At 37.4% G+C, this 21371-nt stretch carries 24 protein-coding genes; 2 read left to right on the top strand and 22 right to left on the bottom strand.

Going from position 1 to position 21371, the window contains the following annotated elements:
* Positions 1 to 89 precede the first annotated feature (89 nt).
* Positions 90 to 620 carry a DUF309 domain-containing protein gene (locus B9N79_RS02870; protein ID WP_019391630.1) on the top strand — a complete coding sequence of 177 codons (531 nt, stop codon included), beginning with the start codon at positions 90 to 92 and terminating at the stop codon, positions 618 to 620.
* On the opposite strand, the gene B9N79_RS02865 is transcribed toward B9N79_RS02870, so the two are convergent.
* Both B9N79_RS02865 and B9N79_RS02860 read right to left on the bottom strand, forming a co-directional pair.
* Positions 617 to 994, bottom strand: coding sequence for a GNAT family N-acetyltransferase (locus B9N79_RS02865; protein WP_019391629.1), 378 nt, complete (start codon positions 992 to 994; stop codon positions 617 to 619). The genes B9N79_RS02870 and B9N79_RS02865 overlap by 4 nt on opposite strands.
* A gap of 301 nt (positions 995 to 1295) precedes the next feature.
* The gene (locus tag B9N79_RS02860; protein WP_019391628.1) at positions 1296 to 1733 is read right to left on the bottom strand and encodes a peptidylprolyl isomerase; all 438 of its coding nucleotides are present in this window, start codon (positions 1731 to 1733) and stop codon (positions 1296 to 1298) included.
* A gap of 236 nt (positions 1734 to 1969) precedes the next feature.
* Here B9N79_RS02860 and B9N79_RS02855 point away from each other — a divergent pair, with 236 nt between their 5' ends.
* Positions 1970 to 2848 (top strand): DUF1002 domain-containing protein, encoded by an 879-nt coding sequence (locus B9N79_RS02855; protein WP_019391627.1) that lies wholly within the window; start codon positions 1970 to 1972, stop codon positions 2846 to 2848.
* Between the two features lie 39 nt (positions 2849 to 2887).
* Here B9N79_RS02855 and B9N79_RS02850 read toward each other — a convergent pair whose 3' ends face one another.
* The 20 genes from B9N79_RS02850 to deoB all read right to left on the bottom strand — a co-directional run bounded on the left by B9N79_RS02850 (position 2888) and on the right by deoB (position 21278).
* Positions 2888 to 4222 carry a 6-phospho-beta-glucosidase gene (locus tag B9N79_RS02850; protein ID WP_040056735.1) on the bottom strand — a complete coding sequence of 445 codons (1335 nt, stop codon included), beginning with the start codon at positions 4220 to 4222 and terminating at the stop codon, positions 2888 to 2890.
* Positions 4222 to 4554, bottom strand: a complete 333-nt coding sequence (locus B9N79_RS02845; protein WP_019391625.1) for a PTS sugar transporter subunit IIA — start codon at positions 4552 to 4554, stop codon at positions 4222 to 4224. Before B9N79_RS02845 ends, B9N79_RS02850 begins: the two co-directional genes overlap by 1 nt.
* 34 nt (positions 4555 to 4588) lie before the next feature.
* Positions 4589 to 5938 (bottom strand): PTS cellobiose transporter subunit IIC, encoded by a 1350-nt coding sequence (gene celB / locus B9N79_RS02840; RefSeq protein WP_040056736.1) that lies wholly within the window; start codon positions 5936 to 5938, stop codon positions 4589 to 4591.
* A gap of 20 nt (positions 5939 to 5958) precedes the next feature.
* Entirely contained in the window at positions 5959 to 6312 is a 354-nt protein-coding gene (locus B9N79_RS02835; RefSeq protein ID WP_268869746.1) for a PTS sugar transporter subunit IIB, read from the bottom strand.
* 51 nt (positions 6313 to 6363) lie between these two features.
* Entirely contained in the window at positions 6364 to 8304 is a 1941-nt protein-coding gene (locus B9N79_RS02830; protein ID WP_046217823.1) for a BglG family transcription antiterminator, read from the bottom strand.
* A gap of 99 nt (positions 8305 to 8403) precedes the next feature.
* Entirely contained in the window at positions 8404 to 9717 is a 1314-nt protein-coding gene (lysA, locus tag B9N79_RS02825; RefSeq protein WP_019391621.1) for a diaminopimelate decarboxylase, read from the bottom strand.
* A 162-nt stretch (positions 9718 to 9879) separates the two neighbouring features.
* Positions 9880 to 11361, bottom strand: a complete 1482-nt coding sequence (locus tag B9N79_RS02820) for a spore germination protein (RefSeq protein ID WP_040056738.1) — start codon at positions 11359 to 11361, stop codon at positions 9880 to 9882.
* On the bottom strand, positions 11351 to 11920 hold the full coding sequence (gene spoVAEA / locus B9N79_RS02815) for a stage V sporulation protein SpoVABEA (protein WP_040056739.1): 570 nt from the start codon (positions 11918 to 11920) through the stop codon (positions 11351 to 11353). Before spoVAEA ends, B9N79_RS02820 begins: the two co-directional genes overlap by 11 nt.
* A 5-nt stretch (positions 11921 to 11925) precedes the next feature.
* Positions 11926 to 12276, bottom strand: coding sequence for a stage V sporulation protein AE (gene spoVAE / locus B9N79_RS02810; RefSeq protein WP_019391618.1), 351 nt, complete (start codon positions 12274 to 12276; stop codon positions 11926 to 11928).
* Positions 12276 to 13292: a stage V sporulation protein AD gene (gene spoVAD / locus B9N79_RS02805; protein WP_019391617.1), complete on the bottom strand. Its 1017-nt coding sequence runs from the start codon at positions 13290 to 13292 to the stop codon at positions 12276 to 12278. Before spoVAD ends, spoVAE begins: the two co-directional genes overlap by 1 nt.
* Before the next feature lie 20 nt (positions 13293 to 13312).
* Positions 13313 to 13774 carry a stage V sporulation protein AC gene (gene spoVAC / locus B9N79_RS02800; RefSeq protein ID WP_019391616.1) on the bottom strand — a complete coding sequence of 154 codons (462 nt, stop codon included), beginning with the start codon at positions 13772 to 13774 and terminating at the stop codon, positions 13313 to 13315.
* A 14-nt stretch (positions 13775 to 13788) separates the two neighbouring features.
* Positions 13789 to 14157, bottom strand: coding sequence for a stage V sporulation protein AB (locus B9N79_RS02795; RefSeq protein ID WP_081496068.1), 369 nt, complete (start codon positions 14155 to 14157; stop codon positions 13789 to 13791).
* Positions 14158 to 14197: 40 nt separating this feature from the next.
* Positions 14198 to 14818: a stage V sporulation protein AA gene (locus B9N79_RS02790; protein WP_040056740.1), complete on the bottom strand. Its 621-nt coding sequence runs from the start codon at positions 14816 to 14818 to the stop codon at positions 14198 to 14200.
* A 128-nt stretch (positions 14819 to 14946) separates the two neighbouring features.
* The gene (gene sigF / locus B9N79_RS02785) at positions 14947 to 15705 is read right to left on the bottom strand and encodes an RNA polymerase sporulation sigma factor SigF (protein WP_019391613.1); all 759 of its coding nucleotides are present in this window, start codon (positions 15703 to 15705) and stop codon (positions 14947 to 14949) included.
* A 12-nt stretch (positions 15706 to 15717) separates the two neighbouring features.
* Positions 15718 to 16161 (bottom strand): anti-sigma F factor, encoded by a 444-nt coding sequence (gene spoIIAB / locus B9N79_RS02780; protein WP_019391612.1) that lies wholly within the window; start codon positions 16159 to 16161, stop codon positions 15718 to 15720.
* Complete coding sequence (gene spoIIAA / locus B9N79_RS02775; protein WP_019391611.1) at positions 16162 to 16509, bottom strand: anti-sigma F factor antagonist; 348 nt, start codon at positions 16507 to 16509, stop codon at positions 16162 to 16164.
* Between the two features lie 92 nt (positions 16510 to 16601).
* Positions 16602 to 17768 (bottom strand): D-alanyl-D-alanine carboxypeptidase family protein, encoded by a 1167-nt coding sequence (locus B9N79_RS02770; RefSeq protein WP_046217824.1) that lies wholly within the window; start codon positions 17766 to 17768, stop codon positions 16602 to 16604.
* Positions 17769 to 17917: 149 nt separating this feature from the next.
* Positions 17918 to 19228 carry a pyrimidine-nucleoside phosphorylase gene (locus tag B9N79_RS02765; protein ID WP_046217825.1) on the bottom strand — a complete coding sequence of 437 codons (1311 nt, stop codon included), beginning with the start codon at positions 19226 to 19228 and terminating at the stop codon, positions 17918 to 17920.
* Positions 19229 to 19247: 19 nt separating this feature from the next.
* On the bottom strand, positions 19248 to 20069 hold the full coding sequence (locus tag B9N79_RS02760; RefSeq protein WP_019391608.1) for a purine-nucleoside phosphorylase: 822 nt from the start codon (positions 20067 to 20069) through the stop codon (positions 19248 to 19250).
* A 21-nt stretch (positions 20070 to 20090) separates the two neighbouring features.
* Positions 20091 to 21278: a phosphopentomutase gene (gene deoB / locus B9N79_RS02755; RefSeq protein WP_019391607.1), complete on the bottom strand. Its 1188-nt coding sequence runs from the start codon at positions 21276 to 21278 to the stop codon at positions 20091 to 20093.
* Between the last annotated feature and the right edge of the window lie 93 nt (positions 21279 to 21371).

The following is a 21371-nucleotide window of genomic DNA, read 5'->3' as shown; positions in this document are numbered from 1 at the left end:
TAGGTAAAAAAGGAGTTAGCAATTGCTAACTCCTCTTTATTTTGAAGAAAGAAAAACATATGCTACACTTTTTATAGGAGGTTAAAAACATGAATTTTCCACAAGCATACATAGACTATTTAGTTCATTTCCACAGTGATCGTGATTATTTTGAATGTCACGAAATTTTAGAGGACTTTTGGAAAGAAAAAGAAGTCCAACATAGAGATGAAATTTGGGTTGCGTTTATCCAAATCGCTGTTGGCCTCTACCATCAACGAAGAAACAACTTTAAAGGTGCTTATCGTATGGTTAAAAATGCGCGCCGTATTATGAAAGGTCGACGAACAACGCTTGAGGAACTTGGTCTTCATGCTGAAAAGCTTCTAGCTTCTTTAAAAACTCTAGAAGAACGCATTAAAGCAGAAAAAGCATACGAAAGCTTTTATTTCCCTATTGCAAACAGCGAACTCCAGCAAGCATGCAAAAAAGAAGCTGCTAATAAACAGCTTCTATGGTGGCAGCCATCAAATTTATCAAATAAATTTATTATCGACCGACACAAATTGCGTGATCGTACCGAAATTATTTTACAGAGAGAAACGAATTTGTATAAGAAAAGAAAAAACAGGCAATGTTAAGAAATCGTTTCATTGCCTGTTTTATTATGTGCCTCACACTTTTCAAAAAATGAGGCTATATGTTCATTAGGACGAACTTCTGCATTTTTATAGATTTCCTGCACTTTTTTCATCATCTTTTTCCCAATTCCCTGTTTACGGTAAGATGGATTGACGCTAATATGCTGAACTTCAGCAACAGTGTCCGAGTGCTTAATAATGCCAATTATGCCAACAAAGTCATCTTCTTCTTTCCAAAGATAAAGCTGCCAATCTGCGTTTTGTTCATACTCTTTAATTGTTTGCTGCAGCTTTTTTAAATCTTTTTCATTGGGCATAAAGGAAAGCAGACCCATCGCAATTTTTTCATTTGCTTTCTTGTATCGATTTAACATAAAATTCTCCTCTTTAATATAAAGGTTCAGAAAAGAAAAGTATGGCTATAAACCCTTAATCAAGTTTTTTGAATCGACCTTCACTTCGGTGTATCCACCTTATAATACAAAATAACGATTAAAATATCAATGTTTGTTATTTCAGTGATATCTTCGTTTTTTGAAGCCCCGCTGTATTATATGACTTCCTACGCATTTATTCGGAATATTTTTACGAATAACACCCTTTTATGTAAGCCCTTTCTCAGAAAACCTTATTTTTTATAGAAAAGAAAGAGGAACAAACCTGTTCCTCCACTTTTTACGCGTCAAAAACTTCCACTTTTTCCATAATGTCGCCATTAGACATATTTAATGCCGTCTCAATGCCGCTTGTTACTTGTCCAAACACCGTATGTACGCCATCTAAATGAGGCTGTGGAGCATGTACGATGAAGAACTGACAAGAACCAGTATCACGGCCAGCATGTGCCATAGAAAGTGAACCTACAACATGCTTGTGCGGGTTGTTGTCTGTTTCACAAGGAATTGTTTTATCTGCAGAACCTGTCCCATTTCCAATTGGACATCCACCTTGAGAAACAAACCCAGGAATAACACGGTGGAATGTTAAACCATTATAAAATCCTTCGTTTGCTAGTTTTTCAAAATTTTCAACTGTAATCGGTGCTTCATTTGGATAAAGATCAAATTCAATTTTTTCACCATTTTGCATTAAAATATAGCCTTTTTTCGCCATAGTAATCGCTCCTTTATTAAACAATTTCCATCCTATCTTACCACATAAATGTGAGAGACACGAATTTTTCATTTCCTTCTTTTATTTTTTAAGAATATAACTTTTTTGAAACTCTTTCCTTTTTCATTCGTCTAATAATCTAGTAAGATCTTAGCCCTTCTTTTTGCTATTGCCAGAGCGAAAGAAAACATACTATAATGAACATGGCTTTTCGTCTACGAAGGAGGTTTTGAACCTTGAAGAAGTGTTTCAAACTATTATTAGCAGTATTGATCTCTTTGACAATACTACCGTCTCTTGCTTCTGCTGATGCCGCAGTTGGGGACGTGATTGTAACCCTTGGAGAAAATCTAACGCAAGAACAAAAAACAAAGCTCTTAAATGAAATGGAAGTACCTCAAGATGCACAGGAAGTAACTGTGTCAAATGCTGAAGAACATGAATATTTAGGGGATTTTATTCCAAAATCACAAATTGGTACGAAAGCTATTTCTTCCGCAAGTATTACCCTTGGGGAGAAAGATTCTGGTCTTAACATTACAACAAACAATATCAATTGGGTAACCGATGAAATGTATACAAATGCTTTAATTACTGCAGGAGTTAAAGATGCTAAGATCTACATCACTGCTCCATTTGAAGTTTCAGGAACGGCTGCTCTAACAGGTATCTTAAAAGCATATGAAGTTCAATCTGGTGAAGAAATTCCAGAGGATGTTAAAAAGATTGCTAACGAAGAAATGGTGGAAACAAGCCAGCTTGGCGACTCTGTTGGAAAAGAAAAAGCAGCTGCTCTAATGGCGAATGTAAAAGAAGAAATTGCAAAGAACACCCCGGAAAATAAAGAAGAGATTAAGCAAATTATTGAAAATAATGCAAATGAACTTAATATCAACTTAACAACAGGGGAAATTAACTCTCTTGTTAACTTCTTCAATAAACTAACAAACATTGATATTAACTGGAACCAAATTGAAAATCAGTTCAATGTTACAAAAGAAAAAGTAAGCGACTTTTTAAACTCTGAAGAAGGTCAATCCTTCTTGCAGAAACTAAAAGAGTTTTTTATGAGTATTATTAACGCGATTCGTTCATTCTTTGCAAGTTTGTTTTAATTTATAAAAGCGTAAGAGGCTTAGCCTCTTACGCTTTTTTCATGCTTCTACCGAATTAAAAAACTGAGGTAAATTCTCTCTGTGAGCTTCCAGCATTTCATCTAAAATCTTTTTAGCAATTGTATCTGATGGAACAAGCGGATTGATTGTCATTGCTAAAAGAGCTTTTTTGTAATCTCCACTAACAGCTGCCTCTGCTGCAGTAATTTCAAAGGATTTAATCGAGCTTACAAGACCGCGGACATGAACAGGCAAGTCGCCAACTGCAATTGGCTTCGGTCCGTCTTTTGTAATAACACAGTTTACTTCAACAGCTGAATCATATGGTACGCTTGCGATCGCTCCATTGTTTCTTGTATTAACAGGCTGAATATCTCCTTTATCCGTGTAAATGGAGTGAATAAGGCTGCATGCTGCATCACTGTAGTAAGCACCTCCTCTTTTTTCAAGCTGTGGGGGCTTAATACTTAAATTCTCATCTTTATAAAGTTCAAATAAGTCTTTTTCGAGCTCCTTAACAACTTCTGCACGAGTTCCTTCCTCTTGGGAAGCTCGTATTTCTTCCGCAAGCATCTCATCTGTTTTATAATAATAACGATGATAACCGCACGGTATAGCATCCAATGCTTGAAGGAAGTCTGAATCCCATGCAACACCAGCAATGTTTTTCATTGTCATTGCATTCTCTGGATTCCCCATTTCTTTCAATACTTTCTCTTTAATGCTAACTCCATCTAGAAACACATCCAAGCCAAATACCATGTGATTTAAACCTGCAAACTGAACATGCACTCGACTTTGTTCTACTCCAAGCATTTCAGCAATTTTCATTTTCATCCCAATTGGAACATTACAAAGACCAACAACTTTCGTAATTGAGCTATGCCTTAAAATTGCTTCTGTTACCATCCCAGCAGGGTTTGTGAAATTGATAAGCCATGCACTTGGGCAAAGCTCTTCAATGTCACGACAAATCTCTAAAATAATTGGAATTGTGCGAAGACCTTTTAAAAGCCCCCCAGGTCCATTTGTTTCTTGACCAATTACATTATATTTTAACGGTATTTCTTCATCTTTTTTACGAGCATCAAGAAGACCAACGCGAAATTGAGTTGTCACAAAATCCGCATCTTTTAAAGCTTCTCTCCTATCTAATGTGAGATGGATATCAATTGGTACTCCTGCTTTTTTCACCATTCGCTTAGCGAGATTTCCCACAATCTCTAATTTTTCTTTTCCTTGATCAATATCAACGAGCCATAGTTCACGAATTGGAAGTTCGTCATATCTCTTAATAAAGCCTTCAATAAGTTCCGGTGTATAGCTTGATCCTCCACCTATCGTTACAATTTTAAGTCCTTTTTTTCCTTCCATTATCTCTCCACTCCTTTAGTTGAAGTACGTTCGTATAGCTCAATCATTTCCTTTGCTAGATCTTTTACAGTTAATGACGTCATTAAATGATCTTGAGCATGAATAAGGAGAATAGGAATGTCATAGTTTTCTCCTCCTGCTTCATTTGAGATTAAGCTTGTTTGAAAGTGATGCGCTTTCCTAAACTCTTCTTCAGCATCTTTTAATTTCTGATCTGCTTCTAAAAAGTTTCCTACCTTTGCATCTCCGATTGCCTGCATTGCTAAGCTTTTGGCATTTCCACTATGCATAATAAGATGAAATGAGATATCATATAGCTCTTCTTTTGTCATCTCTTTAGTCCTTTCTAGGCATTTTCTAACCTATTTAATTTACATTCACATTGGAATCTGTGCTTGTTAAATCTTCTAACTGACGCTCTTCTTTATACTTCTGAACATCCCACATTTTAAGAAATGGGAAATAGATTAAGAAAGCTACAGCCATGTTCACTACTTGAATAACAGCACCTGATATTTTCCCACCAGTTGCAAGATAACCGCTTAAAATAGGCGGTGTTGTCCATGGCACAGCAATTCCTGCGGGTTTTGCGACAAGACCTATTTGCATAGAAACGTACGTGATGACGACAAGAACAACCGGTGTTAAAATAAATGGCACCATCATTAATGGATTTAGAACAACTGGCATTCCAAAGATAACTGGCTCATTAATGTTGAAAATTCCCGGTCCTGTTGAAAGTCTCCCAAGCTGCTTCATTTGCTGACTTTTTGCAAATAAAATCATCGCCACAACGAGGGTAAATGTTGCTCCAGAACCACCCATATTAATCCATACGTCCACAAACTGTTTTGTTACGATATTTGGAATCTCCGTTCCATTTTGAAAAGCAAGGCGGTTTTCATCCATAAATGAGTACCAAATAGGATCCATTACCCCTCCAACAATTGTTGCACCGTGAAGGCCACAAACCCATAAAAGCTGTTGAAGCAATACTGCAATCACTGTTCCAACCAGTCCACCACCAAGGGCGCCAAGAGGTTCTTGCAAAAGTTGATTCACAATATTATGAACGCTTTCAAAAGATGTACTCTCAATGGCAAGCCGAACAATCCAAACAAGTGTAATGATAATAAAACCAGGTATAAGAGCAACAAATGATTTACTTACCGCTGGCGGAACTCCGTCAGGCATTTTAATCACAATGTTTCTCTGAATAATGAAGCGATATATTTCTGTAGAGACAAGAGCTAAGATCATGGCTACGAAGAGACCTTTACTTCCTAAAAGAGCTACTGGAATACCGCCTGTAACTTCAATTCCAGCCTCGCTTCCAGGTGGCGTGTATAAGAAACTGTATGGTGTTGCAAGCAGAAAAGCAGATACAGAAATGGCGCCTGCACTCAACGCATCAACGCCATATTTTTCTGCAAGTCTGTAAGCAATTCCAAAAGAGGCAATAAGCGCCATAATATCAAAAGTAGCACTTACAGGATAGCCAAGTTTTGATGCCCAGCTTTCCCCAAATGTCTTCTCCATAAAGTTTAAATATCCTTCAACAGGGAAGTTCGCTAAAATAAGAAACAGTGATCCAATAATTAGAAGTGGCATTGTTAAAATTAAACCGTCACGCATTGCTTGCAAATGTCTTTGTCCAGCTATTTTACCTGCAACAACCATTACCTTATCTTCTAAGAACCGATTGAACTTACTCATCTCTTTCACCCCTTCTAAGATTAGCTATTAACTAAACTTGCAGCTGTTTTCAATACCTCTGCTCCATTGCAAGTACCATAGTGAACGGGATTGATAGCTGCCACTGGGATACTTTTTTCTTCGCCAAGCTTCTTCATTTGTGGCAAGAGATAGCGAACTTGTGGACCTAATAGAAGAACATCTGCTTCATCAATATGGTTTTTAACTGCATCAGCACTCACAGCCCAGATTTTATATTCTTTTCCTTCATTTTTTGCGTGGTTCTCCATCTTTGTAACAAGTAAACTTGTAGACATTCCTGCTGCACAACATAGTAAAATATTCATTTTTATTTCCCCCTTGGACTCTTTTGATTTTCTTAATTTAAGAGTAATATGAAAACGCTTTCATATCCACTCATAAAATTTCCGTAGCTAACGGAAATTTTATGAGTGTGAAGAACACAAAAAGAGAACGTTTATAAACTCTTGATACGTTTTACACTTCAAAAGTTTTTTTACAAGATGTGGATTGTTTACAATCTCAATGAGAAACTCATACATTTCCTTTAAATCTTGATTGCTCTCTTTTTCAACGTTCAAAAGACAAATAAACTGTGCAAATTCCTCTCCCCATTTAATTGGCTTGTCTAGTAAAACAATCGTCCAAAAGGTGGAATCTGTATACGGCTGGATTGGATGAGGAATTGCAACAAGATTTCCAAAACTTGTGGCGGAAATTTCTTCGCGCTCCATTACCGAGTTAAAAAAAGAAGAAGGTACAATTTCTTTCTTTTCTAATTCACAAGCTAAAAAATGGATAACATCCTTCCTATTCTCAAACGTCTGATTAAAGAAGATAAGGTCTTCCCTTATAAATTGAGCGATTTGGTGTTTGTTTTTCCTTATCGTCTTCTCAATTTTGTTTAAATCTTCTAACCCTAAAATAGATTTCACTTGCACAACCGGAATAGAAGCCGTTTCAATCGGAATTGTACTAATTACAAAATCTAAAGAATGCAATGACATTTCAGAGAGACGATAATATTCTGTTGTTCCCACAATCTCTAATTCATAACTAAATTCTTTACGAAGTTTATATTCTAGCAATTTAGCACTTCCCAAGCCAGATGCACATACAATCACACACCTTTTCCGCCTAACTTTCATACTTTTTCTTTCCAACGCTCCCCCAATATGAAGAGCTAAATAGCCTATTTCTTCTTCCGTACTATCAATATTATATTTTGATTTCAATACTGACCCAGCTACAACTCCTCCTTCAAATGCAAGTGGATAATTTGCTTTAATTTCTGCAAGAAGAGGATTTCTTAAATTCATTCCATATTTATGCCGATTTAAAAACGGTTTCAAGTGAAGACACAGGCCAAGAAGTAGTTCTTCATCATGCTGCAGATCAAGTTTCAATTCTTCATCTATTACCTGTAATAATTCTCTAGCAAGCTGATACATTTCTTGATTTACTAATTCTTTTACACTAACTCCTTGTTTTTTAGAATGAGAAATCAACTTTGTTCCTAAAAGGTGAAGAGCAACATACAGAACTTCATGCTGTGGAAAAGGAAGCCCAAAGTGTTTTTCAAGCTCTTTGACAATGCTTGTTGCAACTTCATATTCCTTGCTTTCCTTAATTGAAGAAAACTCCTCAATATAGAAAGAAGCATAGTTTCCAGCCTGAATTCGTTTGTAAGAAATTAACAAGTGAACAACAAGATTATTTAGTGACAAATCGGACAGGATAATTTGCTGTTTATTTATTTCCTCAATCATAATGCGTCGCACAACTGAAATTTCCTGTTCTGCAAAGATTGCTCCAAGATGCTCGTTTACCTCTTTTGATAGAGAGCGCCGGTTAAAAATATATTCAGACATGCAAAATCTAATTTTCACTTCCTCTCCTTCTACTTTTAATCCGTAATTTGGTTTTTGAAGAAAGACAAGGTTATAAAACTCAAGACGCTTCTTTACTTCCTTTAAATCCCCTTGCACAGTCGAACGACTAACATAAAGTTCGTGAGCTAAATCTTCTAGTTTTATGTACTGATGAGTAAGAAGCAAGCGTTTTATAATATATACAACCCTTTCTTCTTTTGTTTCAGGTCTTTCCGTTGTTACAATCATATCTTCAGCTGAGAATTTTCTCATTAATTCTTGAAATTTTTCCTGATTTTTAATGCTAAGAGCATATCCTTTTCCACGAATCGATTGAATGTCAATCTCATATTGATGAAGATCTTCGTTCAATAATTTAATATCATTGCGAATTGTCCGAGAAGTAACTCCAACTTTTTGGGCTAATTCATCACTTGTAATAAAAGAAGAGCTTGCAAGCATATAGCGTAAAATCCGTCTTTTTCTATCATTCATTTCTCTTCCTCCCTAATCCCGTTTATATTATTTTAGAGATAATGATGCAAAAAAAATAGAGCTCTTTCAGAAAAAGAGCTCTATTTTCCGTATTGGGTATTAAACTTTTGACTTTAATCCAACTTCATTACGAACAAGATCTTCAAACGTCTCTCGTTTGATAACAAGCTGAGCTTCTCCATTTTCAACAAAAACAACAGCTGGTTTTAGCATACGATTATAGTTGCTCGCCATAGCATAACCATACGCACCTGTACAAAATACAGCTAAAATGTCCGAACTTTCCACTTTCGGAAGCTCGATATCCCATAGAAGCATATCACCTGATTCACAACACTTTCCGGCAATAGAAACTTTCTCTTCATGAGGAGCATTCATTCGGTTTGCAAGGGCGGCTTCATATTTTGCTTCATAAAGGGCAGGGCGAATATTGTCACTCATTCCTCCATCAACTGCTACATAATCACGCACATTTGGAATATGTTTCCTAGAACCTACTGTATAAAGTGTTGTTCCTGCATCTCCCACAAGAGAACGCCCAGGCTCAATCCATATTTCAGGAATCTCAATCGTTAACTTTTCTGCTTGACTTTTGATTTCTGTGACCATTTCACGTACATACTGAGATGGAGGCAGTGGCGTATCTTCGCTTGTATAGCGAATCCCAAATCCGCCACCAAGATTTAATACACGAGGAACGAAGCTTAATTCGTCCTTCCAAGACGCAATTTTTTCAAAAAGCTTTCTCGTTGCCATCACAAAACCTGTTACTTCGAAAATTTGTGATCCTATATGACAATGAATCCCAAGTAAATCTAAGTATGGAGAGTGAAAAGCATGAGCAACAGCTTTATCTCCTTGACCATTTTTAAGATCAAAACCAAACTTAGAGTCTTCTTGACCCGTTAAAATATAGTCATGTGTATGTGCTTCAATTCCTGGAGTGACACGTAAAAGAACAGGCACTTTCCATGAATGTTTCTTACTTAACTCTTCAAGCAACGCAATTTCATGAAAGTTATCTACAACAATGCATCCAATCTTTTCTTTAATTGCATATTCTAATTCTTCATAACTCTTGTTGTTACCATGAAAATGGATTCGCTCTTTTGGAAATCCAGCAAGAAGCGCTGTATAAAGTTCCCCTGCTGATACAACATCGAGTGAGAGACCTTCTTCATTAACAAGCTGAAACATTGCTAAAGAAGAAAAAGCTTTACTTGCATATGCTACTTGCGCTTCTACTCCTTCCTCTGCAAATGTCTCTTTAAACTGTCTTGCTCGCTGTCTAATAAGGGCGACATCATATACGTAGAGAGGCGTCCCGTACTTTTTCGCAAGCTCAATTGTATCTACTCCGCCTATTTCTAAATGATTTTGATTGTTCACTTTGCTTGTGCCATGAAAAAACATTGTTGCCTTACCTCGTTCCTTTTTTTGAAATATCAATCATTTTTTGAATTAAAGTTACTTTACCATATACATAAAGGTCTTTCAACATGTACTTAGGGGCATTAGACCTAGAAAAGAAAATGAACCCTACTTTATTTCTAGTAGGATTCACTTTTTATATCTTTATTCTTTTAACTTTTGTCTAATACGATTGCGTGGATTTACAATACTTGGACGAACCGTTGCTCCAGGGACAGGCGTTCTAATAATAACTTGCAAGAAAGCTTTTGGATTAAATGGAAGCAATGGCCACAAGTATGGTGTGTTTAAAGATTTGATATGCACAAGGTATAGAACGTAAAGCGTTGTTCCAATAACAAACCCTGGAGCTTTGAAAAGGGCCACAGCAATAAGAAGCGTAAGACGTGCAATTTTATTTGCGACACCAAGTTCATAGCTTGGTGTTGCAAATGATCCAATGGCAGCAATTGAAACATACAAAATAACCTCCGGAACGAATAATCCAACATCAATAGCAATTTGTCCAATTAAAGCAGCGGCAATAAGTCCCATCGCTGTAGAGAGTGATGTTGGGGTATGAATAGAGGCAAGCCGTAAGAAATCAATCCCTATATCTGCTAAGAAAATTTGCACAACCATTGGAATACGTGAGCTGCTGTTTGGTCCAATAAATTTCAAATTTTCATTTAGCAAACTAGGATCTAATGCAAACATAAGCCATAATGGCAATAGAAAGATAGAAGCAAAAATAGCAATGAAGCGAACCCACCTTGTAAATGTTCCGACACCTGCAGATTGTCTATACTCTTCAATGTGTTGGACATGATGAAAATACGTTGTAGGTGTAATGATAACGCTTGGGGACGTATCAGAAATAATAATCACGTGTCCTTCAAACATATGGGCCGCAGCAACATCCGGCCGTTCCGTATATCTTACAAGTGGAAAAGGATTAAATCCTTGTTTGATAAGAAACTCTTCAATTGTTTTGTCTGCCATCGGGAGTCCATCAATGTCAATCCCCTGTAATTCTTTTCGAACTTTTTTTACTAAATCAGGATCTGCTACATCATCAATGTAAGCAATACAAACATCAAGTTTTGAACGTTTTCCAACCTTCATAATTTCATAGCGCAAGCGCCCATCGCGGATTCTTCTTCTTGTAAGAGCTGTATTAATAATGATATTTTCTGTGTAGCCGTCGCGTGCCCCACGAACGACTTTTTCAGTATCAGGCTCTTCTGGTGAACGACCTGGATATGTACGAACGTCAACTTCAAATCCAACATCTTCTCCATTGATCATCACCACAATCAATCCAGATAAAACCGAAACCATGCAATCTTCAAGATTGTCTAATTTCTTCACTTGCTGATGAATCAATCTATTTTCAACAATCTGTTTTACTTTTCTTGGCTCTTTTTCATGATCATTGATTGTTACAAGCGATTCTGCGATTTTAATAATGTATTGAGAATCACAAAGTCCTGTTACATAGTAAAAATGGACAGCATGATCTAAAACTAAAATTTTTCGAACGCCTAAATCAAAGCTCGCACCCATGTTTGCTTCATCTTTAAAAAACTCATCATTATCGTAAATATTTTTGGAAATGGGTGTCTTCTGTAAATTTTTATTCGACATGACCTTTACTCCTTTCAAGAATTAACTCCACGGCTTTTAAGGTGATTGGAGAACCATATTTAATATGATCTTTCATCCCCATTTTTCCAATATCACCGATACCAACAACAATCGGAAGGGAAAGTTCATCTAAACAGTACACTGTATCGCCGTTTTGTTTTCCAACATCCATTTCTGCAACGCCGTATTTATCTACTCCGTACTCGGTAAGTTCTCCATTTCCATCAATGCTTACGTCTACTTTTGTCCATTCATTTTGATGCGTTTTCGAAGCTACAGCAATTGCGCCAAGAACATCGATGTTTGGATGTGTTGCAACATATTTTAACGCCGTCTCTCCTGCTCCCTCCCCTAAGTAGCCGCAATCATCGAACATTACAAATACAGGGCTGTGAGGCGTTTGCATAATAAGTGAAACAAGGTCTTCACCTGAGAGAATAGATGGATTTCCAAACGACTGAGAAATACAGCGTCCTCCCACTTTTTTAGCTATAAATTCAATCGTTCTTTTCGCAAATTCATCTCCATCTGTAACAACAATTACTTGGCGTGTTTTCATGTCTTTTATCCTTTCGGTTTAAAGATCAACGCAGCAAGAAAAGAGAAAAGAATAGCTGCTGAAATCCCCGAAGATGTTAATTCAAACATCCCCATACCAATCCCGATTAATCCGTGTTCCTCTGCTCCTTTCATGGCTCCATGTAAAAGAGAATGACCAAAGCTTGTAATCGGAATCGTTGCTCCTGCTCCTGCAAATTCAATAAATTTATCATATAAACCAAATCCATCTAAGACAGCCCCTGTCACAACAAAAAGAGTCATAACGTGAGCAGGCGTGATTTTAATAATATCGAGTAAAAGCTGACCTACTACACAAATTAACCCGCCACAGACGAAGGCAATTAAATATTCCATCAGCTTTCCACCTCCACAGATTCAAGAACAACTCCGTGTGCAATCGTTGGAATGGTCTCTTTTTGCTGCGTCATTGTTGGGCTTAAAAGTGCTCCTGTTGCTACAACAAATACGCGCTTGAGTTCTCCCTTTGCAATCTGCTCCACAAGGTGTCCATACGTAACAACAGCTGAACATGCACAGCCGCTTCCACCTGCAAATACATTTTGATCTGGTCGATAAATCATAAGGCCACAATCGTTATGTGTTGAAAACACGTTGTATCCTTCCTCTTTTAATAAATCTTTCAGAATAGGACTTCCAACTCCTGATAAATCTCCTGTCACAATTAAATCGTAGTCGCTTGGCTCTCTTCCTAAATCTTTGAAATGCTGAGAAATTGTTTGTGCTGCAGCCGGTGCCATTGCTGAGCCCATATCAAATGGATCTTTAATTCCGTAGTCTGCTACTCTTCCAATTGTAGCTGACGTAATTTTCACTTTTCCTTTTTCTTTTGATACGAGAGCTGCTCCGCTTCCTGTTACAGTTGCGGTTGCTGTTTTTGGTTTTTGGCCTCCATATTCTGTTGGATAGCGAAACTGTCGTTCAGCTGTGGCATTATGACTGCTTGTTGCTGCAATAATGCGATTTGCAAATCCCCCGTCAACAAGAGCCGAACCAAGTGCAAGCGTCTCCATTGAAGTTGAACATGCACCAAACATGCATAGAAACGGAATTTGATTTTGTCTTGCTACAAAGTTTGCCGTTACATTTTGATTGAGAAGGTCACCTGCTAAAAATAAATCCACATCATCGTACGTGTAGTTGAGCTTTTGTATACAAGTATCAATAGCCGTATTCATTAATTTCCGCTCGGCAAGTTCCCAATTTTTTTCTCCACAGTGCAAATCATCATACGTAACATCAAACGTTTCTTTTAACGGTCCATCCTTTTCTTTCGGGCCAACCGCTGTTCCAGTTGCGTTAATATAAAGATCATTTTGAAAAACCCACGATTGTTTCCCAGTTAGAATCATTTGTTCCACCCTTTCTATAGCTATTGCATAAGATAATGTTGAAAGATATAGCGAATAAGTCCAACGATATAAGCTGCTGTAACTCCAAAAACAATAACGTTTCCGGCTAGTTTAAACATATTTGTTGCAATACCTAGTACAATTCCTTCACTTCTGTGTTCAATAGCAGCACTTGCCATCGAGTTTGCAAATCCTGTTACAGGAACAGCTGATCCAGCTCCTGCAAACTGCCCGATTCTGTCGTATACTCCAAATGCGGTTAGCAAAACAGCAATAAGAACAAGGGTTGATACAGTAGGGTTTCCAGCGTCTTCCTTAGTGAAGTCAAAATATCTAATATAGAAATTTTGAACAAGCTGGCCAAAAGTACAAATTAGTCCTCCAATAATAAATGCCTTCAAACAGTTAAGAAAATAATTAGGTTTTGGCTGATACTGCTGTACTTTCTTTGAATAATTGTCTTTCAAATTTTTATCACTCATTGTACCTTCCTCCCTTAACTTGTAAAATACATCCAATGAAATAAAGATCCTACAATTTTTCCAAGTACAATAGCCATCAATAGAATTGCAAGCCGATCATCAATTCCAATTCGTTTAGCTAGAATGGGGAAAACATTTAGAACCTCTGTCAATGCTGCTGCAAGCATGCCAACAAATATGCCATGAGCAAGTCCAATAAGCGCAATCAATGTTGGGAATAGTGGAAAATAGACAAGATTTAAGCTAAACCAAACTCCAACAATTGTTCCAGAGATAATAGCCCATTCATAGCCTTGAATATACTTCATCGTTTTCGTTAGCTGCATTAAGCGTGGTAAAATACCAAGCACTGTCAGAAATGCAACAAATCCACAGCCAACCATAAGCCCTCCGCCAAGTCCGATAACAATAGTTAATAAAACATTAACGCTCGTCAATGTGAGTCACGCTCTCATCATTTTCATTGATGATTACGTATCGGTCTAGGTCCTGCTGATAGTTGAACATCTCTACTTCTAATGGACTTGGTTCTTCGTTGATTCGCTTTTTAAACACATGGTTAAAAAACAAAATCATTCCAAGACCAAGACCGATAGAATAAGGAACTTGAAGAAGAAGAGGTGTTTCATCTCGTTCTCCTGTTAAGATAAAGAAGAGACGTTGGTGCACTGCCCTCATGCTCACATCCTCATGGAAGTTCATAATAGCTAAGGCAGCTCCAATGAAAAGAAGAAGCCAAACAACAATAAAAAAAGGAAGAGAAGCACGTTTTCTCTCAAATACCACTTCTACAATCGTTTGAGTTGGGCCAACTTGCTGGATTTCCATATTTTCCATTTCTCTAGAAATAGCTTGGATGATCCTCATAACATCAATGATAATAATATTTTGGTCTTTTTCATTTACCTTATAAATCACTAAGCTTTCAATTTTCTCTTTCTCTTCCTTCGAGGTAAAAACGACAGCAACATCTCCTACTGTGATCTTTTCTTTTGGCCTCACTTGTACTCGATGTCTCATTTTGATGTATATTGAACGACCCACATATACCACACACCTTATAGCTCGTTTTCTCTGTAGGTGTAGTATGAGTTTCCAAATCTTTTCTCATACACAGTTTAAAGAGCCAAAAAATAGAAAAAAATAAAGCTACCCTTTTAAAAAGGATAGCTTTATTCACCCATTTGTTCTTTAATTTGTTTTAAGATTTTCTTTTCAAGCCTTGAAACTTGAACTTGTGATATGCCTAGTCTTGTTGCAACTTCTGATTGCGTTTGGTCTTTATAGTAGCGCAAGTAAACAATTAACCTTTCACGTTCATCAAGATGTTCAACAGCTTCTTTCAAAGCAATTTGATCAAACCATTTATCTTCACTCTGATCGGCGATTTGATCAAGTAATGTAATAGGGTCGCCATCGTTTTCATAGACCGTTTCATGAATAGAAGAAGGTGCTCGATTCGCTTCTTGAGCAAGCACAACCTCCTCTGGCGTAATATCAAGATGCTCTGCAACTTCATTAATCGTGGGTGTACGTCCATATACTTTCGAAAGTTCGTCTTTTGCTTTACGTATTTTATTGCTCGTTTCTTTTAAAGACCGACTAACTTTCACAGTTCCATCATCTCTTATAAAGCGCTGGATTTCTCCAATAATCATTGGAACTGCATATGTTGAGAACTTTACGTCATACGAAAGATCAAATTTATCCACAGATTTCAATAACCCAATGCTTCCAATTTGAAACAAGTCATCTGGTTCATATCCTCTGTTTAGAAACCGCTGTACCACAGACCAAACGAGCCTCATATTACGATTTACAATCGTATCCCGAGCTTCTTGGTCACCATCTTGACTTCGTTTGATTAATTCTTTGACTTCATGGTCCTTTAAATATGGCTGATTCTTCTCACGCTTGACCTCCACATCCATAGGCAAGTCTCCTTAGTTGCACAACGCTTTTTGCTTTGCTAAATGCTTTTTTAAGTAAAGAGCTGTGCCATGATTTGTGGATGATTCGATTTTGCATTCATCCATAAAATTTTCCATAATCGTAAATCCCATACCAGACCGTTCAAGTTCAGGTTTTGTTGTAAAAAGAGGTTGTTTTGCTTCTTCTACGTTGTCAATTCCATGTCCCTCATCTCTTATATTTAACTCAACAACACCATCATCACTTAATGTAACGGAAATATATACTGTGCCTTCTGGATTGCTATCATATCCATGAATAATAGCGTTTGTGACAGCTTCTGAAACAACCGTTTTAATTTCTGTAATTTCATCCATTGTTGGATTGAGCTGTGTCACGAAAGCAGCAACAGTAACACGTGCAAATGCTTCATTTTGACTCAGTGCCGAAAATTGAAGGTGCATTTCATTTTTCATTTAGGCCACCCCCAGCGTTGTTAGAGCTTTTTGTTCACTTTGCTCTAATCGAATAATTTTGAACATCCCTGACATTTCAAAAAGACGGTGAACAGCTGGAGATATAGCACAAACGACCATTTCCCCTCCAGCGCTCTTAATTTGCTTATAGCGTCCTAAAATGACACCAAGTCCTGAGCTATCCATAAAAGATAGATCAGCCAAATTTAATACAATATGATTAACGTCTTTTTGCAACAAGCCGGTAATTCGCGTTCTCAATTCTTCTGCTGTGTGGTGATCAAGTTCGCCCTTCAAACGAACAAGTAAAACAGAATCTTTTACCTCACATTCAATCACAAGACTCACATTAAACCCTCCTTGCTTTCATATAATGCTTCTTTCGCTAGAAAGGAGGAGGTTTCCTTCTTCATGACAAAACTAGTTTAGATTCGTCAAATTTAGCTCGTCTTTGTAAATGTTGTAAACGTTCGTTTAAAGAAATTCCACCATGAGGCTTCTTCCATACTGTCCTTTGCAAGAAGCGGTGATGTTGTGACAACTTTTCCATCTTTTTTTATAATAAGCGTTCCCACTTCATCTCCTTTTTTCAAAGGCGCTTTTAAATCCTTATTCAGCTTCACTTCTTTTTTCATATTTGCTTTTCCTTGTCCTTTTTCATTTAAGATTGAAATAGGCTCTGACGTTACAACTTTTACTGTTTTATCTTTTCCTTTTGCAACTTTCACTTCTCCAACAACTTGATCTCGCTTGTAAAGTGGAGATGTTTCGTATTTGCTGAACGCGTAATCAAGCATCTTTGTAATCTGGCTGTTGCGATCTTTTGGTGTGTCTGCTCCAAATACAACAGCTACAACGCGCATATTGCCTTTTTTAGCTGTTGCTGTTAAACAATATTTTGCTTCTTTTGTGTACCCTGTTTTTAATCCGTCAACGCCATCATAAAACTTCAGCAGACGATTTGTGTTCACAAGCCAGAATTTTTTATCTGTATCTTCTCTAAGATAGTCCTCATAGGTGCCTGTAAATTTTGTAATTCCTTCATATTTCAATAGCTCTTTTGCCATAATAGACATATCATGAGCTGTACTATAGTGATCTTCAACAGATAAACCTGTTGGATTTTGAAACTGTGTATTTTTAAGTCCTAAATCTTTTGCCTTTTGATTCATCATGCTTACAAACTCTTCTTCAGAACCTGCGATGTGCTCAGCCATTGCAACTGAGGCATCGTTTCCTGAAGCAATTGCAATTCCTTTTAACATTTGTTCTACCGTCATTTCTTCGCCAGGCTCAAGAAAAATTTGTGAGCCACCCATTGAAGCTGCATGTTCACTTGTCCGAACTTTGTCGCTCATCTTGATTTTCCCCTTATCAAGAGCGTCCATAATAAGAATCATTGTCATAACTTTAGTCATACTTGCAGGAGGAAGTTTTTCATTGCCGTTTTTTTCGTATAAAATCTCTCCTGTGTCTCGTTCAATTAAAATAGCCGACTTCGCTTTCTCAGCTAAAGTTGGTGCTTTTTTCTCAGCTCCAAATGCTGTTGTTGATAAAGTGGAGACGCCTAATAAGAGAACTAGTATAAAAGAAAAGAGTTGTTTCATTGCATGTTAACCTCCATTCGTAATACCACTATTTTTTCCAAAAAAGCACATATTATACTGAATTTTGTTGAAAATAATGGAGGAAAAATCTTTTATATCTATAAAAAAACGCGGTGAAGAATATTCTTCACCGCGTTTTTTTATAGATACTAGTTTGATTTTTGAACTGTATCATAAATAAGAGAAGGAGCATCAACTTTTTCAGAAGAAATGCTAATGTTCTTTAGAATATGTTCTTTTACTTCTTGAACATCTTCTTTGTTGCTGTAAATTGTCACAAGCGACTCGCCTTTTTTCACTTCATCGCCGACTTTCTTACGAAGCATAAGACCAACAGCAAGATCAATCTCAGAATCCTTTGTAGCACGTCCTGCACCAAGCCACATTGCCGCTGTGCCCATTTCATCTGCCACAATTTCTGATACATACCCATCTTTTTCTGCCTTCACTTCACTCTTATGTGCTGCTTGTGGAAGTTTTGCCACATCATCAACAACAGAAGGATCTCCACCTTGAGCAGCTAAAAATGTTTTAAAACTTTCAAGTGCTTTTCCATTTTCAATAACTTCCTGAAGCATACGACGTGCTTCTTCAAGAGACGAAGCTTTATTTGCTAAGTAGACCATATAGCTACCAAGCACTAAGCATAGCTCTTCTAAATCTTTTGGACCTTTACCTTTTAACGTATCAATGGCTTCTTCGACTTCAAGAGCATTTCCAATCGCAAAACCAAGCGGTTGACTCATATCAGAAATAACAGCCATTGTTTGACGGTCAACGTTATTTCCGATATTCACCATTGATTGTGCTAGAGCTTTGGCATCTTCTAAGTTTTTCATAAAAGCGCCAGCACCTGTTTTTACGTCTAAAACAATTGCATCTGCTCCAGCCGCAATCTTTTTACTCATAATAGATGCTGCGATAAGAGGTAGGCTATTAACAGTTGCCGTTACATCACGAAGCGCGTAGATTTTTTTATCTGCTGGTGTTAAGTTTCCAGACTGTCCTACAACCGCTACTTTATTTTTATTCACAAGCTCAATAAATTCTTTTTTATCAATTTCAACATGAAATCCTTTAACAGCTTCAAGCTTATCAATGGTTCCACCTGTATGACCTAACCCTCTGCCAGACATTTTAGCCACTGGTACTCCTACTGCTGCTACAAGAGGGGCAAGAATAAGTGTTGTAGTGTCACCTACACCGCCTGTTGAATGTTTATCAACTTTCACACCTTCAATTGCTGAAAGATCAATAGTGTCTCCTGATTGAACCATTGACATTGTTAGCTCTGCTTGTTCATTAGCTGTCATGCCTTGGAAGAAAACAGCCATTGTAAAAGCACTCATTTGGTAATCTGGAATGTCTCCTGATGTGTAGCCTTCAACGATAAACGAAATTTCTTCTTTTGTTAATTCTTTACCGTCACGCTTTTTTGCAATCAAATCAACCATTCTCATGTTGGCTCATCCCCCTAATTTAGTTGCTCATTTTTCGTACGATTTCTTTTACAAATGCAAGGAAGTTTTTCTTTACTTTTTCTGTTGTTTCAATTACTTCTTCATGATTAAGCGGCTGATCTAATATGCCTGCAGCCATATTTGAAATACAAGAAATTCCAAGAACTTTCATCCCCGCATGACGAGCAACAATAACTTCTGGAACTGTTGACATACCAACTGCGTCCCCTCCAAGAATACGAAGCATACGAACTTCAGCAGGTGTTTCATAAGATGGGCCTGTATTACCAACATATACGCCTTCTTGAATTGATAAATCTAAGCTAGCTGCTGCTTCTTTTGCGAGAACTCGCAACTCTTTAGAATATCCTTCTGACATATCTGGGAAACGAGGACCAAGGTTGCTATCATTAGCTCCAATAAGCGGATTGCTACCAAAGTTATTGATATGATCACTAATAAGCATTAAATCACCAGGGTTGAACGATTCGTTAATACCTCCGGCTGCATTTGTAACAATAAGTTTCTCAACTCCAAGCTCTTTCATTACGCGAACAGGGAATGTTACTTTGTCAAAACTGTAACCTTCATAATAATGAAATCTCCCTTGCATTGCGATTACTTTCGCTCCGTTCAACGTTCCGATAACAAGCTGCCCTGCATGTCCTTCAACAGTTGAAACAGGGAATTCAGGAATATCTTCGTATGGGATTTTTACCGCATTCTCAATTTCATCGCCAAGGACTCCTAATCCTGATCCTAAAATAAGTCCGATTTCCGGCTTAACTTGTAACTTTTCTTCAATAAATGAAGCAGCTGTTTGAATAGCATTTTTATTCATATATTCTCTCTCCCTCTTATCTTATTTTTGATTTAGTTCATTTAAAAAACTTTTTCCATGTTCCGGTAACTTAATATTAAAATTATCTGCTACTGTTGCGCCAATATCTGCAAATGTTTGACGAACATCAAGCTTCTCGCCCTTTTTCATTCCTTTGCTATATACAAGGAGCGGTACATATTCTCTCGTATGATCTGTACCATGATGAATAGGATCGTTTCCATGGTCTGCTGTAATGATGAGTAAATCATCATCTTTTAATCCTTCCAATACTTCAGCAAGGCGGACATCATATTCTTCAAGTGCATCTCCATAGCCTTGTGGATCACGGCGATGTCCAAACTTCGCATCAAAGTCTACTAAGTTTACAAAGCTTAGCCCTTCAAAATCCATATGAAGGGTCTCTACCAATTTGTCCATTCCGTCCATATTAGACGTTGTTCGAAGGGATTTTGTTACACCTTCTCCATCATAAATATCGGAAATCTTACCGATTGCAATCACGTCAAAATTTTCATCTTTAAGCTCATTCATAACAGTACGGCCAAATGGTTTTAAAGCATAGTCATGGCGATTTGAAGTACGCTCAAATTTCCCAGGACTACCAATGAACGGACGAGCAATCACACGACCAACCATATATTTTTCATCAAGCGTGAGTTCACGAGCAATTTCACAAATCTTATAAAGCTCATCAAGCGGAACAACATCTTCATGCGCAGCGATTTGTAATACTGAATCTGCTGAAGTATAAACAATAAGCGCTCCTGTCTTCATATGTTCTTCACCAAGCTCGTCTAAAATAGCGGTTCCTGAAGCAGGTTTATTAGCGATAATTTTACGACCTGTCTTTTCTTCAAGTTCAGCAATTAGCTCTTCGGGAAATCCATCTGGAAAAACGCGAAACGGCTGATTAATGTGAAGACCCATGATCTCCCAATGACCTGTCATTGTATCTTTTCCTGTTGAAGCTTCCTGCATTTTTGTATAGTAAGCAAGTGGGGTATCCTCTTTTTGAATTCCTTTAATCTCACGAATATTGCTTAAGCCTAGCTTACCCATGTTTGGCATGTTAAGTCCTCCACGATGTTCAGCAATATGGCCAAGCGTGTCTGCGCCTTTATCATCATACTGCTCAGCATCTGGAGCTTCACCAATCCCAACAGAGTCCATCACAACTAAAAATATACGTTTATATGTATAAGACATAAAAATCTCCTCCAAAATGTCTGGTTTGTTTATAACATTCCCTCTTTACTATCGTTTTAAGCGAAATTTATGTAAGGAGACAAGAGGTCTGAC

The sequence above is a fragment of the Priestia filamentosa genome, from assembly GCF_900177535.1.
Classification (GTDB): domain Bacteria; phylum Bacillota; class Bacilli; order Bacillales; family Bacillaceae_H; genus Bacillus_I; species Bacillus_I filamentosa.
The sequence above is the reverse complement of the archived record's forward strand: the minus strand, read 5'-3'. Positions and strand labels throughout refer to the sequence as shown.

Excerpts from the sequence above, each read along its gene's own strand:
- B9N79_RS02870 (WP_019391630.1), top strand. The coding sequence starts at position 90 with ATGAATTTTCCACAAGCATACATAGACTATTTAGTTCATTTCCACAGT.
- B9N79_RS02865 (WP_019391629.1), bottom strand. The coding sequence starts at position 994 with ATGTTAAATCGATACAAGAAAGCAAATGAAAAAATTGCGATGGGTCTG.
- B9N79_RS02860 (WP_019391628.1), bottom strand. The coding sequence starts at position 1,733 with ATGGCGAAAAAAGGCTATATTTTAATGCAAAATGGTGAAAAAATTGAA.
- B9N79_RS02850 (WP_040056735.1), bottom strand. The coding sequence starts at position 4,222 with ATGGAAGGAAAAAAAGGACTTAAAATTGTAACGATAGGTGGAGGATCA.
- B9N79_RS02845 (WP_019391625.1), bottom strand. The coding sequence starts at position 4,554 with ATGACAAAAGAAGAGCTATATGATATCTCATTTCATCTTATTATGCAT.
- celB (WP_040056736.1), bottom strand. The coding sequence starts at position 5,938 with ATGAGTAAGTTCAATCGGTTCTTAGAAGATAAGGTAATGGTTGTTGCA.
- B9N79_RS02830 (WP_046217823.1), bottom strand. The coding sequence starts at position 8,304 with ATGAATGATAGAAAAAGACGGATTTTACGCTATATGCTTGCAAGCTCT.
- lysA (WP_019391621.1), bottom strand. The coding sequence starts at position 9,717 with ATGTTTTTTCATGGCACAAGCAAAGTGAACAATCAAAATCATTTAGAA.
- B9N79_RS02820 (WP_040056738.1), bottom strand. The coding sequence starts at position 11,361 with ATGTCGAATAAAAATTTACAGAAGACACCCATTTCCAAAAATATTTAC.
- spoVAEA (WP_040056739.1), bottom strand. The coding sequence starts at position 11,920 with ATGAAAACACGCCAAGTAATTGTTGTTACAGATGGAGATGAATTTGCG.
- spoVAE (WP_019391618.1), bottom strand. The coding sequence starts at position 12,276 with ATGGAATATTTAATTGCCTTCGTCTGTGGCGGGTTAATTTGTGTAGTA.
- spoVAD (WP_019391617.1), bottom strand. The coding sequence starts at position 13,292 with ATGATTCTAACTGGGAAACAATCGTGGGTTTTTCAAAATGATCTTTAT.
- spoVAC (WP_019391616.1), bottom strand. The coding sequence starts at position 13,774 with ATGAGTGATAAAAATTTGAAAGACAATTATTCAAAGAAAGTACAGCAG.
- B9N79_RS02795 (WP_081496068.1), bottom strand. The coding sequence starts at position 14,157 with ATGGTTGGCTGTGGATTTGTTGCATTTCTGACAGTGCTTGGTATTTTA.
- sigF (WP_019391613.1), bottom strand. The coding sequence starts at position 15,705 with ATGGATGTGGAGGTCAAGCGTGAGAAGAATCAGCCATATTTAAAGGAC.
- spoIIAB (WP_019391612.1), bottom strand. The coding sequence starts at position 16,161 with ATGAAAAATGAAATGCACCTTCAATTTTCGGCACTGAGTCAAAATGAA.
- B9N79_RS02770 (WP_046217824.1), bottom strand. The coding sequence starts at position 17,768 with ATGAAACAACTCTTTTCTTTTATACTAGTTCTCTTATTAGGCGTCTCC.
- B9N79_RS02765 (WP_046217825.1), bottom strand. The coding sequence starts at position 19,228 with ATGAGAATGGTTGATTTGATTGCAAAAAAGCGTGACGGTAAAGAATTA.
- B9N79_RS02760 (WP_019391608.1), bottom strand. The coding sequence starts at position 20,069 with ATGAATAAAAATGCTATTCAAACAGCTGCTTCATTTATTGAAGAAAAG.
- deoB (WP_019391607.1), bottom strand. The coding sequence starts at position 21,278 with ATGTCTTATACATATAAACGTATATTTTTAGTTGTGATGGACTCTGTT.